Annotated in this window: 10 protein-coding genes and 1 pseudogene; 4 read left to right on the forward strand and 7 right to left on the reverse strand. The window is 65.3% G+C overall.

The window, feature by feature from the left end:
- Positions 1-11: 11 nt before the first annotated feature.
- The 3 genes and pseudogenes from OO71_RS11640 (at position 12) to OO71_RS48725 (ending at position 3,607) form a co-directional block, all read left to right on the forward strand.
- Positions 12-1,271, forward strand: a complete 1,260-nt coding sequence (locus tag OO71_RS11640) for a phthiocerol/phthiodiolone dimycocerosyl transferase family protein (RefSeq protein WP_033289739.1) — start codon at positions 12-14, stop codon at positions 1,269-1,271.
- A gap of 1,090 nt (positions 1,272-2,361) precedes the next feature.
- Positions 2,362-2,751, forward strand: a pseudogene (locus tag OO71_RS53315) (GNAT family N-acetyltransferase); the annotation flags it as partial.
- Between the two features lie 109 nt (positions 2,752-2,860).
- Positions 2,861-3,607 carry a sterol carrier protein domain-containing protein gene (locus OO71_RS48725; RefSeq protein ID WP_281178407.1) on the forward strand — a complete coding sequence of 249 codons (747 nt, stop codon included), beginning with the start codon at positions 2,861-2,863 and terminating at the stop codon, positions 3,605-3,607.
- Positions 3,608-3,650: 43 nt separating this feature from the next.
- On the opposite strand, the gene OO71_RS11650 is transcribed toward OO71_RS48725, so the two are convergent.
- Genes OO71_RS11650 through OO71_RS11670 form a run of 5 tightly spaced genes read right to left on the reverse strand, consistent with a single transcriptional unit; the run spans position 3,651 to position 12,255 of the window.
- Entirely contained in the window at positions 3,651-6,599 is a 2,949-nt protein-coding gene (locus tag OO71_RS11650) for an FAD-dependent oxidoreductase (protein ID WP_033289740.1), read from the reverse strand.
- Between the two features lie 46 nt (positions 6,600-6,645).
- Positions 6,646-7,668 carry an ABC transporter ATP-binding protein gene (locus OO71_RS11655; RefSeq protein ID WP_245633645.1) on the reverse strand — a complete coding sequence of 341 codons (1,023 nt, stop codon included), beginning with the start codon at positions 7,666-7,668 and terminating at the stop codon, positions 6,646-6,648.
- 44 nt (positions 7,669-7,712) lie between these two features.
- Entirely contained in the window at positions 7,713-9,659 is a 1,947-nt protein-coding gene (locus OO71_RS11660; protein ID WP_051791455.1) for a dipeptide/oligopeptide/nickel ABC transporter permease/ATP-binding protein, read from the reverse strand.
- Positions 9,656-10,687, reverse strand: a complete 1,032-nt coding sequence (locus tag OO71_RS11665) for an ABC transporter permease (RefSeq protein ID WP_245633646.1) — start codon at positions 10,685-10,687, stop codon at positions 9,656-9,658. Before OO71_RS11665 ends, OO71_RS11660 begins: the two co-directional genes overlap by 4 nt.
- On the reverse strand, positions 10,684-12,255 hold the full coding sequence (locus OO71_RS11670) for an ABC transporter substrate-binding protein (RefSeq protein ID WP_033289741.1): 1,572 nt from the start codon (positions 12,253-12,255) through the stop codon (positions 10,684-10,686). The genes OO71_RS11665 and OO71_RS11670 overlap by 4 nt, the downstream gene beginning before the upstream one ends.
- Positions 12,256-12,551: 296 nt before the next feature.
- Here OO71_RS11670 and OO71_RS11675 point away from each other — a divergent pair, with 296 nt between their 5' ends.
- Positions 12,552-13,292 carry a FadR/GntR family transcriptional regulator gene (locus OO71_RS11675; RefSeq protein WP_033289870.1) on the forward strand — a complete coding sequence of 247 codons (741 nt, stop codon included), beginning with the start codon at positions 12,552-12,554 and terminating at the stop codon, positions 13,290-13,292.
- Between the two features lie 169 nt (positions 13,293-13,461).
- Here the strand turns inward: OO71_RS11675 and OO71_RS11680 are convergent, their stop codons facing one another.
- Both OO71_RS11680 and OO71_RS11685 read right to left on the reverse strand, forming a co-directional pair.
- The gene (locus OO71_RS11680) at positions 13,462-14,280 is read right to left on the reverse strand and encodes an SDR family NAD(P)-dependent oxidoreductase (protein WP_051791456.1); all 819 of its coding nucleotides are present in this window, start codon (positions 14,278-14,280) and stop codon (positions 13,462-13,464) included.
- 15 nt (positions 14,281-14,295) lie between these two features.
- Positions 14,296-15,159 carry an HpcH/HpaI aldolase family protein gene (locus OO71_RS11685; protein ID WP_051791457.1) on the reverse strand — a complete coding sequence of 288 codons (864 nt, stop codon included), beginning with the start codon at positions 15,157-15,159 and terminating at the stop codon, positions 14,296-14,298.
- Between the last annotated feature and the right edge of the window lie 107 nt (positions 15,160-15,266).

The raw sequence follows: 15,266 nt of genomic DNA on the forward strand, positions 1-15,266 counted from the left end.
GAATCCGCGCCATGACGCTGACCCGGCAGCTCGACGAAGTGGAGGTCGTCTGGAAAGAGGACTACATCTCCGCGGTCACCGAGTGGCGCGGCACCGTCGACGTTGGTGTGCTGCAGCAAGCTGCCGAACTCCTGTCTCTGCGGTATCCAACGCTGCGCGGATTCGCCGAGCACGGTCCGTCCGGGTACATGCTGCGCGTCAACCTCGATTCTCCGCCTCCCTTCCTGGTTCTCGGCGAAACGGATGATTTGCTGCACGAACTGCGCTACCGCCCGGACTTCAAACACGCGCTTGCCCGCTTCGTCGTTGCCCCAGGGACGGACGGCGGCAAAGTGGCAATCCAGGCGTCGCATGCGGTGTCCGACTCACCCTCGATCTTTGCGATGCTTCGGGATCTCTGGCATCTCTACCTGGATCTCGCAAAGGGCGTCGAGGTGATCGAGACGCCTGGGCCGCTTCCACAGCCTCCCTCGACCTTCATGCGGGACATCTGGACTCAAGCCGACCTCGAAAATCTCGAAGAACGCCGAGCTCGCCACACTTCCCTTTCGCTCGACTCGAACCCCGTCGACCCCGACGCGGTCCCCGAGGACGTGATTCCCCGGGACCCGAGAATCCGGCTCACCCAGGAAGAAACCGGCCGTCTCGTCAAAGCGGCCCGGAACTGCGGGACCTCCGTGCACGCCCTGATGTGCGGCGCGCTGAGCGTCGCCCTCTGCGGCAGCGAAAGCCCCAATCAAACGCACTACGTTTCCTGCACCTCCATGGTCGACATCAGAAACCGGGTCAATCCGCCCATCGGGCCGACCGATACCGCTGTCATCAATTTCCCGGTCCGTTGCGACGTCGCGATACCACCGGGCGCCGATCCGGTCGACGTGGGCTCGGCGATCAAATACCAGCTCGATTCCGAGATATCGCGCCGGTTCCCCGGGGTTCCCGCACCGCGCGCCGTGCCCAGCCTCCCGCGCCGGCGGCCCGAGCCAGGAGATCATCCAATCGAATTCGCGATCGGCAACGCGGGGGTGATTCCTCCCTTCCCGGGAACCGACGACCTCACCGTAGTCGATCTTCGGTTGATTGCAGACCTCGTCCACCCCTACGTTACCGGCTTGACTTCTCCCTACATCGTCATCTCGACGTTCAATGGACGCCTCGCGATCGACGGCATCATTCCGCAGAGCAATTACTCACAGAGTGGCTTCGAAGCACTGATGCAGCGCATTTTCCGCGAGGTCACGGATATCGCTGCCAGACACGGTGACCAGTAGCCTTCGGTCGGAGACTGCCCGCCTCATCGGGCGGGCAGTCTTGCTCGGCGCTCCGCCGTCGGCTCGACGCGCGTGACGCCAGGAGAACGCTTTTGCATATGCCACAACACAGATGTTCCGGGCAGTGCTGCATCCCCATGCGCAACATCTACTGATGACAAATCCGCGGGCCTTGCGGACGGGTCCACGTTCAGCTGCTACGGGCGCGGACCCGAGGTGCACGAAGGCCGCCGCGACGATGAACCGGGATCGTGCGTACGACCTCTCCCGAGGCCGGTTGATCGTGGGATGACTCGCCGGTTCGACTCGCCCAGCGCAAGGGGTTCCGCCTCCTCGGACCGGAGCGCTGGGCGCATAAGAGACCGGATTGGACCCGGGCGACGAGTTCGGAGCGAAGCCGGAGATAGTCGACTTCGAGTGCAATGCCAACGACGTCGAGTGATGCGAAGACATCCCGATTCCCACTCGGGACGACCTGCTGCAAGGTCATCAGATTCTCGCTGCCGTCGATTGCCGAAGCGGGTGGGCATAGACCACCCGACATCGACACCTGTCGCACGCGACCCAAACAAGATCGCCTCGAGATCTCCTTGGGCTGGCATCACAGTCAGTTGTCTTGCGTCTTCCTTGCGGCCGCGCCGTCGCCTCCATCCGGTCGCAACACATCAGGCAACTACTGCCGGAAACGCCCCGCCCCAGAGCCTTGCACCAGACCCTTACCGTCGAAATTCCTGTCGCGACGTGGCCACTTCCTCGATGTCGAGCCTGCGGCTGCCTCCCAGCATCGCCGGGAGGCAGCCGCTTCCCCCTATTGGCCGACCGGTCGACCATGCAACCAGCCTAGAACACGACTCCACCCTCCGCAATACACTCAAGACCGGAAAGCCGGTTTCCACTTCCGCACGCAGTCAACCCAGATCGAGGACACTCACCGACAGATGACCAGCGCGCACCCCGAATCCGCCGACCGATCACGTCAGCGTGCCACGTCAACGGGGATGATCCACGCCGCGCCGCATTCGATCCTTCTCGCGCAGGACAGGGCCGAGCACTTGCGAAAGTCAACCAAGCCCTTGTATCAAGGACATTCGTGACGAGTTCCACCAACTATCATCTGCAGAGATTGTCGAAGCCGCAAGAACTGGCCAAAGTTTACTCAGTGCTAACGGACGCATTCGGTTTCGACATTCTGGGCTACGCATCCTTCGCAGAGGACCTCGTATTCGAACCGAAACGCAACCATGTCATCGCGTACTCCGGTGATCCGGTGGCCAACCTCGCTTCACATGCGAGATTGCTTGCCATTCCCGGAACGACAACCCCGGCCGCACATCTCACCAGAGTCGGAGTTCGCCAGTCGCACCGTCGGCGCGGGTTGCTCACTCGGCTGATGCGCCACCACATCCAGCAGGTCCGAGAAGTATATGGCGAACCATTGATCGTCTTGTGGGCGAGCGAGGCAAGTATCTACCCAAGGTACGGCTTCGGGCTCGGATCACGGACCGCGAGTCTTCGCATCGACACCCGGGATATCACCATCGAGCACCCACTCACCGCGACATCCGGAACCGTCCGCGAATATCCTCTCGATCGAGGCGGAGAGAAAATGCTTCACGTCTACGACCGCGTCTGGCGACACCGGCCCGGCTGGTCAAAGCCGGGATGGCGCATGGTGGAGACAATTGCTCGCACGAGCACGTTCCGAGGTACCGAAATCCGGCACCAGCCGTTCCATTGTTTTCGAGGGAGCGGATGGCCCAGAAGGATACGCTGTGTGGCGGCAGCGCCACCGGCGGCACAATCGGATCGCCGCTGACGAAGTCCAGGTCACCGAACTGGTCGCCGAGACCGCAGAAGGGTACATTGCGCTTTGGCGCTATCTGTTGTCGATCGATCGCACACGGACTGTGGTCACCGAATTCTCGGCGATTGACGAACCGCTGTGGTGGCTCGTCAACGAGCCAAGAGCTCTCAATGCCGCTACCGCCGACGCGTTGTGGGTACGCCTCGTCAATGTGCCGGAAGCACTCGCCGCACGGCAGTACTCGGCGGAGGTCGATCTCGTGCTGGAGGTGACGGACAACCTGGTACCCCAGAACGCAGGGCGATGGCGCCTGACCGCGAACAGGGACGGTGCCGCACAGTGCAGCGCCACAGCAGAGGCACCAGACCTTACCTGCGATGTCGCAGACCTCGGCGCCGCATACCTTGGCGGGACCCCGATCTCCACACTCGCCGGCGCCGGTCGCATCCGCGAGCTCCGGCCGGGCGCTATCCGTTCCGCCGCGAGGGCGTTCACCTGGGCATTCGCACCATCCACGATCGACGTTTTCTAGTCTTTTCCCGGCGCACCTGGCCAAAATCCGCTCGACAGAGTTCTCACCCTTCAGCTGTTCGGCGCACGGTTGCGAATGCCCGGCGAACCAACGCTCGTGCGTCTCCAAGGTACCTCTCGGCGCCACCATGGGCGGGCAGGTTCATCGCAGCACGGGCACGGGCGACCGCGAGGTGAAGCTGCCATCCGTTGTTCTCGCAGAAATGGCCGCTCGCAAATTCTGCCTCGGCTGCCCGGTGATCGTCTGCGTCGTACACCCCGCGGATCGCACATTCGCTGTACTTCCCGACACTTCGGCCCGCGTGATCGAGACTGCCCACCGTGCGAATCACGAACATTCGATCGAGCATTGCACCGATCCGGTCTCGTACCTCGGTGTCCGGGGCACCAATGCGCCGAGCGATACGCTCGAGCGTCAATGCCACCGTAGTGAGCGTGTTGATCCCGTGGACCGGCCGGGCAAGAAGGCGCTCGAGCGCGGGCAGGCAAGCCTCCGTCCCGCATCGCCTCAGCAAGGCGACCGCGCACAACCAGTTGGGTGCCAGGTACGGCTGTTCGAAGGGGTCGAACTCACCGGGCCGGACGCTGTATCCGGGTGGCGGGCCATAACTGCCGCCGAACCCGTACTCGTGCGATTCGACCGCCGCGATCAGCCGTGGTTCGGCAGCAGGGTCCTTCCACATGGCGACTACAGCCGCCGCAAGCCAGCTCACCATCGGCCCCGCCTCGGCAGCAGCAAGGCGGTGCATCACATCGTCGCGCACCGACGGTTCGTTCCGGTACAGCCACCACATCGCCTCACCCGGCTCCCCGCGGTCGAGAGCAGCCAACGCTTCGGCAGCCGAGGACGGCAGATCCGGCACTTCGAGCTCCGCCATGGGTGCCTCACCCGGGTCGGGCCAGGTGAACCCACTCGTGATGTTGCGCGGTTCTTTGTCGAGCGCGCCGGTCTTGTCCAGCCACTCCCGCAGGTCAGGGTACGGCAGCTGCTGCGCCGCGGTCCCGCTCCTTACCGCCAGCGCGGCGGCATAGCCTGCTGCCTCCCCCACGCGCTGCACGTCGCGCTGCATCCGGCACGAATAGTGCGCATCCTGCGAAACACCCAGGCACCGCGACGCGATCCAGACGTTACCGAGACCGCGAGGCACCACCATGCGATAGCTCATCTCACCGACGAGCGGTGCGGAAAACTGCCGGTTCGCCCACATCCAGAAGACGGACTCATCGCTTTCGAACTCGCAGTCGGTGGCATGGTTGTCGTAGTGGGCGCCGGTGTACCCGATCACATCGGCGAAGCGGCGCCGCCGGATCAGGTCGTCGAGGCTGAGGGTGTATTCGGTGACGAACTGGCGCGATTGCCGGATCCCCAGCGCGGGTGCGATGTACGTCGGCCGGGTCAGGTTGGTGTACGAGCCGCGCAGGTGCTGCCGAATACCGGTAAGCCGGGCCCGGGTGATGTCGAGCGGGTCCACCGGGTCACAGAAACCCGCGTCGATGTTGACGACCGCCATCCGCGGCCGCCCACGCAGGTCGCGGAGCTTCCCGGACGACTGGGAGTACGCGTGCAGCAAACCGTCGTGTTCCCGGCCATATGAGAACTCGGCACCGGCCGCCGCGCACAGGTCGCCGTCCCCGGAAGCATCGACGAAACCACCCGCCTCGATACGCACGACACCGTCCGGCGTGGCGACCAACGCCGCGACCACCCGGTCGCCGTGCCGCTCGACATCGAAAAGCAACGCATCGGTGTGCAAATCGACGCTGTGCTCGCGAAGCATTCGCTCCAGGACAACCATCTTGGCCCAGGGGTTGAACGGGCCGTCCCCGAACGGGCCGCCTCGGAAGGACCGCATCACTTCGCGGGTGCGCAGGTCCACCTCGTGTTGAAGCCCTCCCGGTACCCCGAACCAATACACATGAATGCCACCGCCGGTGCCGATTCCCCCGACGAATGTCGTCGGTTCCACGCACATCACTCGCGCACCCGCTCTGGCTGCCGCCACCGCGGCCAGCGCACCACCGGTACCTGCGCCGGCCACGAGTACCTCGGTCGTGAGCGTGCGCGCCGGCACGATCCGCTGGATCGCCCGCGCCAGGACCTGCGGTGGCACCTCATGGTCTTCGAGTGCGAGCAGCCGCGCCGCTGATCGCACACCCAGAACGAACCGGTCGGCGAGTGTGGTCACCTCGCCGGCGTGCAATCCCGGCACCGCGCTCGCCAGATTTGGTACAGCGATCTCGGCCGGCACCCCCGCCCGGTAACGCGGTATGGGGCGGATGCTGAAATGACTCATCGACACGCGCGCGATCTCCGCGCCGATCATGGTTTCGAGCTCGGCCAGCGCCTTCGGTACTCGTTCCCGCCAGCTCTGCTCGTCCGGCGGAAGATCGAAGCTCATGACCCGTTCGCTCGGCCATGCGGTGATCCTCAGCGACGAGGCACCCGGGACTGTGGACCAATCCGGATGCTGCAGCATCAGGGCCGCCCGTGCTTCACCGGGACGGCGCGGTACCGATTCCGGTGAAACAAGGCGGACCAGCTCGCCTGATTCGGTGGCGTCTAGCCACCGGCGTCCGGCGACTCGGCGCAACCCCGACTTCGTCGCCACGATCAAGGAGGTCAGGGCGCCTTGGTCTTCTTCGACGGCAACCGGAACCGCGTAGTACAGCACCTCGGCACCGTTGGCTACCAGCTGATCGGTCGCCACCACTTCGGCGACAGCACCGTCCAGCGCGCCGTCGGCCCCGCCGGTCCGCCTCGCCACCGCGTCGACCAGGTCACGCCACGCCGGTTCCGGACACGCACCAACATCAGGACAGAACGCACGCCCCGATTCCCACAGCAAGTCGCCGTGCGGTCCGATCAGCAGAACGCTCCGCCCGGCCCGGCGCAAGGTGATCGTCGCCGCGTATCCGGCGTAGCCCGATCCGACGACGACAACGTCGAATACGCGATCGAAAAGGGAAAGCGGAGCCGGTGGAACGGAAGCCATGATCAAACTCCTTCGAGTGCATCGGGGTTGCGCGAGACAGCCAACGTCACCCTCTGAGCGTGGCTTCGTCGGTGACGCGGACGGTCTGGATCGGGACTTCCTCGTGCCTTTCCGCCGGGCCCTGGTTCAGATCCGCCCATCGATGACAAGCGACGGCAGACCCGCCTGCCACGGTCTCGAGGGCCGGACGGCTCCGGAAGCATTCCTCGACCGCGTGCCGGCAGCGAGCCGCGAACGGGCATCCGGACGACCTTCCACCGCCGGATACTGCGTCCTGCCGGACCTGCGTTGCCCGGCGACGACGTTGCGCCTGCGGGTCCGGAACAGGTGCGGATTCCAAGAGCGCCCTGGTGTAAGGATGCCCAGGCGCAGCGTAGATCGCCGATGCGTCGCCCTGTTCCATGACGGTGCCGCGATACAAGATCACGACGCGGTGGCAAAGATAACGGACGACGGAAAGATCATGCGCGATGAACAAATAGCTCAGGCCGAAGTCACGTTGCAATTCGCGTAGCAAGTTGAGCACCTGCGCCTGCACCGAAAGATCGAGCGAGCTGACCGGCTCGTCGCAGACGACCAGTTTCGGCCGGACGATCAGTGCGCGGGCGATCGCAATCCGCTGCCGTTGCCCACCGGAGAACTGTGCCGGATAGCGCCGCGCCGCTTCAGGGCCGAGGCCGACGCGCCGGAGGATCGCCTCCACCCGCTCGTCGACCTCCGCTTTCGGGATACGTCCGTGGACACGCAGTGTTTCCGCCAGCGTCTGGCCGATGGTCCTGGTCGGGCTCAGTGAGCTGAAGGGATCCTGGAACACGACCTGGAGGTCGGCGCTGAGCCGGGCCCGTTCCCGATAGCCGGCGTCGGTGATGTCGAGCCCCCCGAAGCGCACACTGCCCTCGGCAATGGGGGCGAGGCCGAGAATCGCGCGGCCTATCGTCGATTTTCCGGAGCCTGACTCGCCCACCAGGCCCACCGTTTCCCCGGGTGCAATGGTCAGGTCCACGCCATCGACGGCCCGCATCGGCGCGCGGCCGTGCCCGGCGTGGTATTCCACGGCGAGCTGCTGCACCTCCAAGAGCGGAGCCGGCTGGAGGTCAGGGAATTCGGCCGAGTTCATACGCTCACGGCTCCCGAATCGGATCGAGCCACGGTCTCGTGATGAATGCAGCGTGTCAGTCGTCCGGGCTCCGGATTCCGGAGGGGTATCACGACCTCCCGGCACTCGGCGGTCGCGTACCGGCACCGCGGATGGAAATGGCAGCCCGACGGCCATTCTCCCGGTTTGGGCACATCGCCCGGAATGGTCGGCAGGGCTTCGTCGTCGAGCGCGTGATAGGGATTCGAGGCGAGCAACGACTCGGTGTAGGGATGCAACGGCCGGCGGAACATGGAATCCAGGTCCGCATGCTCCACCACCTGGCCGGCGTACATCACGATGGCCCGGTCACAGATATCTGCTACGACACCCCAGTCGTGGGTCACGAGAAGAATCGCCATTCCCTCCTCCGCTTGGATTTTCCGCAGCAAGGTCAGAATTTCTGCCTGAACGGTGACGTCGAGCGCGGTGGTCGGTTCATCGGCGATCAGCAGTTTCGGCCGGCCGGCGAGCGCCCGGGCGATCGAGACACGCTGGGCCATACCGCCGGACAGTTCGTGCGGATAGCGGCGGGCGACTGCCTCCGCGTCCGGCAGCTGCACCTGCCGCAGCAGGTCGATCGCCCCTGCCCGGGCATCCTTGCGCGACAAGCCGCGATGCTGCCGCAGGGCCTCCGCGAGCTGCCAGCCGACCCGGAATGCCGGGTTCAGGCTTACCATCGGCTCCTGGGAAATCAGCCCGATTTCCTTCCCCCGGACCTTGCGCAGCTCCCGTTCCGGCAGGGCCGCAAGGTCACGTCCGCCGAACCGGATACTGCCTGCTTCGATGGTCCCGGTTCCTTGCAGCAATCCGAGAATCGCCATTGCTGCCGTCGTCTTGCCGCAACCCGACTCGCCGACGATTCCCACTGTTTCACCAGGATCGACGGTGAAACCGACACCGTCCAGGATCGTGGTCTTGCGGTCGCGCGCCGAATAGGCCACCCGAAGTCCGTCGATCGACAGCAGGGCGCCGGAATCGCCGTCGGAGCCGATCGGCTGGGCCTGCCCCGACGATGCGGCACGACGATGCGGACGGCGAGGGATCGCCACCGTCCAGCCTTCCGTCGTCGCGTCACGGACCGCGTCACCGAGCAGGCCGAGGGCAAGCACGGTCAGCGCGATCGCCAAGCCGGGTGGCACGACGAGCCAAGGCTGCTGCTCGATCACCTGCATGCCGTCGGCCACCATGCCACCCCAGCTCGGCGCCGGGATCGGCACGACGAGCTGGAGGAACGACAGACCGGCTTGCACCTGGAGGGCGATCGAAGCAAGCAGCGACGCCTGCACGATCACCGGTCCGGCAATCCTCGGCAGTACGTGCCGGACGATGATGTACGACCGCGACAAGCCGGCCACCAGCGCCGCATCTACATACAGCTCCTGACGCACGGGGAGCGTGGCCGATCGGACGATCCGCAGCAATCCCGGCGCTGCGATCACGCCGAACGTCACCATGGCAGCCGCCATGTTCTGCGGGAAGACCGACAGGACCACCAGGATGATCACTATCGCGGGCGTGGCGAACATCAGGTCGGCGATCCAGCTGATGATGCGGTCAAGGCGCCCGCCGAAGAACCCCGCAACCAGACCCAGCGGAACGCCCACGGCCAGCACCACCACGAGTGCTTCGGCGACACCGATGACGGTGGGGCGAGCACCGACCAGAAGGCGATCGAGCATGTCCCGCCCGAGTGCGTCCGTTCCGAGTGGATGACCCCCGCTCGGGCCCCGCTTGGCGGCCAGCAGGTCACCGGCCTGCTGGGCGGCGACGTCCGGCCACAAGACCGGAGCGATCACGGCGACGCCGATCACCACGGCCAGGAACGCCAGGCACACCAGCGCCATCGGATTGCGGAGCAAACGCCGGGCGAATCGCGGTGCGGCGTCCACAGTGCGAGCGGGAAGAGCCTCCGCCGTGCTCATCGGGCACGCACCTTCGGGTTGAGCCACGTGTATGCGAGGTCGACGAGAAGATTGATGACGACCACGACCACCGTGATGAGAGCGACGACGCCCTGGACGACCGGTAGGTCGTGCTGAATCGACGCGCTCACCGCGAGTGAGCCGATTCCGGGCAGGACGAACACTGTCTCCATCACCACCGTTCCTCCCAGGAGCCCGATTGCCTGCAGGCCGATCACAGTGACGACCCGGACGCCGACGTTCTTCAGCGCATGCCGGTAGATGATCGAGCGAGCCGAAATGCCACTCGCCCACGCCATCCGGATGTACTCACTGGCGAGCACGTCGAGCATCGCCTCCCGGGTCTGTTTCGTCACTGCCGCAACACCGCCGAGAGAGAGGGCGACGACCGGCAAGATGAGGGATTTCAGCCAATCGACCGGTGACTGTGCCGGCGAGACATAACCGGTCGCCGGAAGCCAATGCAGTTGCACGGCGAAAATGACGATGACCATCGCCCCGACCCAGAACGCCGGCAAGGCGAACCCCGCCAGAGCGAAGATGTCGACGATCCGGCCGAGGACTCCGCCGCGCAAAGCGCTGGCCACTCCCAGCGCGACCCCGATCACGAGACTGACCACCAGAGAACCCACGACCAGTGACACCGTCACGGGTAGTCGCTCGGCGATCGCATCCATCACGGGCACCCCGCTGAACAGGGAGGTGCCCAGGTCTCCGGTCAGCGCGTGCGTGAGCCAGTGCCAGTACTGCTCGTAGATCGGCAGGTCCAGGCCCAGTGCCTCGCGGAGGTTCGCGTACTCCTCCGGAGTCGCCTCGAGTCCGAGGATCTCCCGGGCAGCGTCGCCTGGCGTCAGGGACGCCATGAGGAAGGTCAGCGTCGTGACGACCAGCAGGAGGGGCAGCGACATCGCAACCCGCCGGGTGATGACGCGGACGAGCGGATGATGCAGGAGCCCCCCGGACCGGCGGTCGCCACCCGCAGGGTGGCGACGCCCGGCCGCGTTCTCCCGAATCGCAGTGCCGATCACTTCGGGAACCATTCCGTCGGCCACGGGTTCTCCCGGCTCGGGGAAATCGCGACTCCGCCGACCTTCTTCGACACGAACCACACGACCGAGTTCTGGCATGCCGGGATGAAGTACGCCTGTTCGGTCATCCGCGCAGTCATCTCCTTCCAGATCGTGCCTGCTTCCGCCGGAGTGGCGGCAAGCCCTCGCTGATACAGATCGTCGATCGCGGGATCGTTGTATTGGTGCGGGTTGAAGATCGACCGTGGCTTGAGTGCCAGATCGTAGAATTCGACCATCGTGTAGTAGCGCGCGAACACCTGGGAAACCGGGTATTTCGGCGTGTTCTGAATCCACTCACCGGATGTCTTCTGCGGATCGATGGTCATCTTGACCCCGACGTCCGAGAGGTACTTCGCGATCGCCTGCACCGTCGGCGTGCCGTACTGGCCGCGCCAGCCGATAGCCTGCGCACTGAGAGTGAATCCACCCGGGTACCCGGCCTCACTCAGCAGCGATCGCGCTCGATCCGGATTGTAAGGGTATTCGTTCCGGGCCTTCTCGTCCCACCCGTTCGCCGTCGTCACCGCGGAGGTCGGCGCGGCATAGTCGCCGAACAGTCCCTTGCAGACCGCTGCGCGATCGACCGCATAGTTGAGAGCCTGGCGAACACGGACGTCCGCCAAGGGTTTGACCTGATCGCCGAGACGGTCGCCGATCGCGAGCCCGATCCAGTCGGCGGGTGCCTGAACGACATCCAGCCCCCCGGCCGCCGCCTGCGGGGCGGTTTCCGGATCACCCGAAGCCACGTCCAGTTCGCCCGCTTTGATCGACTGAAGCATGGACGACGAGCTCTTGACGACGCGGAAAATCACCTTGCTGAACTTGATCGCGGATTGGTCGAAATAGTACTTGTTCGGCACCAGGGTGTACGTGCTGCCCGAGGTCGAACTCGCCGGATCCACTGTGTAGGGACCCGCTCCGAAGGACTTCTTGACGTATTCCGGGTCCGAAACGGCTTTCGGCGAAGAAACGAAACCCCAGTTGGCCTGCTGGGACAGCTTGAGCGCAACGTCCGGGTCAGGTGCGGCGAGGGTGAACCGGACCGTCCGATCTCCGGTCGTTTCGACCGACTGGATCCGGAGGGTGCTTGCCGCCGGCCCCTTCGCCGTCGGGAAGTATTCCAGCCACTTCTTGACCGCGGCCGCGTTCACCGGTTCCCCGTCGGAGAACCGGGCATTTTCCCGCAGCGTGAACTCGAATTGCCGGTTTCCCTCTCCGACGTACTTCCACGATGTCGCCAGAGCCGGACCGATGGTCCCGTCCGTCTTCTGGTCGGTGATCGAGGCATGGGTCAACGCAGTCATCAGAATCGGCGGGCCCTGCGCATTCTTCGCCGGGTCGAACGTCAGCGGAGCATCGGGAATGCCGATCCGCAATACCGGTTTCGCAGCGGGTGCCGCGCTGTCCGCACCGCAGCCGGCAGCCACCAGGGCCGCGGCGGCGAATACGGACCCGATACCCAGCAAATGCGACCGGGCTCGCGGTGCCGCGCAGTCCCGGCGTCGATGAAACGGCCAGCTGATCATCTTTGATCCTTTCCATTGCCGGCCAACTCGGCGGCGCCCCCACGCCGGCTCATTGCCGCAGTCACCCCTGAATCAGCCTTTGGATTCCGTACCGACACCTTCGTCGGCACATCCGGTGAAACCGCTGCCCTGGGTGAACTCACGCTGGTTACGTGCCGGTCATCGTAACCGGGTGATTGGACTTGGTCAACCGGTCGACCTCTGCTACGCTCAGTGACGACAGCAGTCTCGTCGCTCACTGAGCAGGATGTGCTCTACTGGTGGCGAACCGGTTGACCGATGAAGTGAGGACTACCGTGGCTTCTGCTCCACTGCCCAGGTCGGCGGGCCGTCCGCGGCGCGAGGGGCCGGGCGTCGCCACTACCCGCAGCCTGATCGACTACCTGCTTTCCGGCGAGGTCGAGCCTGGCCAGAAGATCCCGTCCGAGCGGCAGCTTGCCGAGGCGCTCGGGGTCGGCCGGTCGACGATTCGCGAGGCGATCAAGTCACTGGAGCTGCTCGGGCTCGTGGAGCAGCGCGTCGGCGACGGCACGTACCTCAGCGGGTCCAGTTCCGAGCTTCTGCCGCAGGTCATCCAGTGGGGCCTGCTGCTCACCGTGCACCAGCGCGAGGACATGCTCGAGGCGCGCCGGCACCTCGAGGTCCTGCTCGCCGGGCTCGCGGCGGAAAACCGGACCGAGGAACAGCTCACCCGGCTGCGCGAGCTCATCGAGCAAATGCGGTCCGCCGACGGCGATTTCAACCGCTACGTCGAGGCGGACATCGCCTTTCACCTCGAAATTGCCCGCTCGAGTGGCAACAGTGTGCTCGTCGGGGTGCTGACGAATATCCAGTCACTGCTGCATGTTTGGGCGTCGCGCGTGATCAATACGGCGGGGGAAACCGAAACGTCGCTGGCCATGCACGAGCCGATTCTCAAGGCCATTGACGCGCGCGACCCCGACGCCGCGCGCGAGGCCATGCGGGCGCACATGGAGCGGGCGATCCGGCGGCTGCGTGCCGGGCTGCCGAAGCATTCCGGATCCGCGCCCGACTGAGGTTTCCCGGTAATAGTGCCACTCCGGAGGCAGGCGTGGACCGTGGACCCGCCGGCTGCCGCCAAGACTCGATGTGTGGACGCGGGAAGCAGGCAGCGTTCGACGGGCGCGTAAGGATCAGCTCACGCGCCCGTCGAACGGGCCGCCGAAGGTGGTCACCGAAATGGGGTCACCACAAGGTCTGACCGCCTTCGATCGCGAGATTGTGCCCCGTCATATAGTCCGACGCTTCGCACGCCAGATACACCACCGCGGCCTGCAAATCGGTCACCTCGCCGAGCCGTCCCATGGGAATATCCGCGACCCAGCGCTCGACCAGTGGCTGCAATGCCGGATTCGTCTCGATCAATGCGGTGCGGATGATGCCGGGGGAAATGCAGTTGACCCGCACCCCTCGATCGGCCCATTCGGCGGCCAACGTACGGGTCAACTGCACGACTGCCGCTTTCGATGCATTGTACGCCGCCTGTTTCTGCGGGTGCGGGACGATCATCGACGCCATCGACGCGGTATTGATGATCTTTCCGTACCCTTGCGCCAGCATCACTTTCGCCGCCGCCTGGCAGCACGTGAAAACTGCGCGGGTGTTCAGCTCGAACACCTCGTCCCATTCGGGCAGCGGGGTTTCCTCGGCCGCCGAATTCCGGTTGACGCCCGCATTGTTCACCGCGATGTGCAGGCCGCCGAGTGCAGTTTGGACCTGGTCGACCATGTCGGACACCTGGGCGGGATCGGTGACGTCCACGGCGAGGGCGGCGGCCCGGGCGCCCTTGGTCACCAGCTCGTCGGCCACGGTTTTCGCTTTCGCCGCATCGACGTCCACCACAGCGACCGCGGCGCCTGCTTCGGCGAGGGCGTGCGCGAATGCGCGGCCGATCCCCTGTCCGGCACCGGTCACGAGCGCGACGCGGCGGTCGAGCGCAAATCGTTCGAGGATCTTCTTGCCGCCCTGGCCGTGATACACGACGTCACCGGCGAGCTCGTTCATCGTTTCTCCTTACGGTCACGTGAAATCGGGCAACGGACCGGCAGGCCGGTGCCCGTCGGCGATGGCGGCGCCGTGCAGTTCGTCGGCGATCGCGTCGGACGCGAATTCGGCGAACTGGTCGCCGATCACTTCCATCGCGCTGAACAACACGATTCCCGCGCCGCGGCGGCGCCACTTCCGGGAATCGTCCTTTTTCCGCACGATCACACACAGCCGGGCATTGTGCGCCGACCTGATTTTCGACTCGATCTCGTCCAAAGCCGCGACGACCTCCGGATGCGAAAACTGCGACGGATGTCCCAGCGACATCGACAGATCGCTCGGACCCACCCAGATCGCGTCCAGCCGGGAGGTCGCGGCAATGTCCGCGACGTGCGGAATTGCGGCGGCATCCTCGACCTGGACAATGACGATCGTGTGGTTGGCCGCGTCGCCGATATGCGATTCCGGACGCTTCGTCCCATACCGGCCGGCTCGCGTCGACAATGCGAAACCGCGGTCGCCCATCGGCGGGTAATGCGCCGCCCGCACCGCCGCGGCAGCTTCCTCCGCGGTATTCACGTGCGGCACGATCACGCCGGTGGCACCGGCGTCGAGTGCGGTCAGGATCTGCGTCCGGTCATTCGCGCTGACCCGGACCAGAACCGGGATTTCCGCGGAGTCCGCCGCACGGATGTGGTGCTCCAGCAAATCCGCATTGTTCGGGCCGTGCTCGGTGTCGAGAACGATCAGATCGAGACCGACGTGCCCGGCAAGCTCGGCCAGCGCGGGGGCGGGCATCTTCAGCACCACGCCGACCAGCCCCTCCCCCGCCCGCAACCGTTTCGCAATTCCGAGCTGCCATGCGGCCGGCCGCCTCTCGGGCTCGATGATGCCCACGAGTCGCTCCTTTCGAGCGTCAAGGCGACGGCGGGACACTCCAGACCCCAAACACCGCCGTCGCACGTCGAAGCAAGACTGCCCCACTTCGGCCGACCGGTCAACCA

Source organism: Amycolatopsis jejuensis, from assembly GCF_000717335.1.
GTDB classification, from domain to species: domain Bacteria; phylum Actinomycetota; class Actinomycetes; order Mycobacteriales; family Pseudonocardiaceae; genus Amycolatopsis; species Amycolatopsis jejuensis.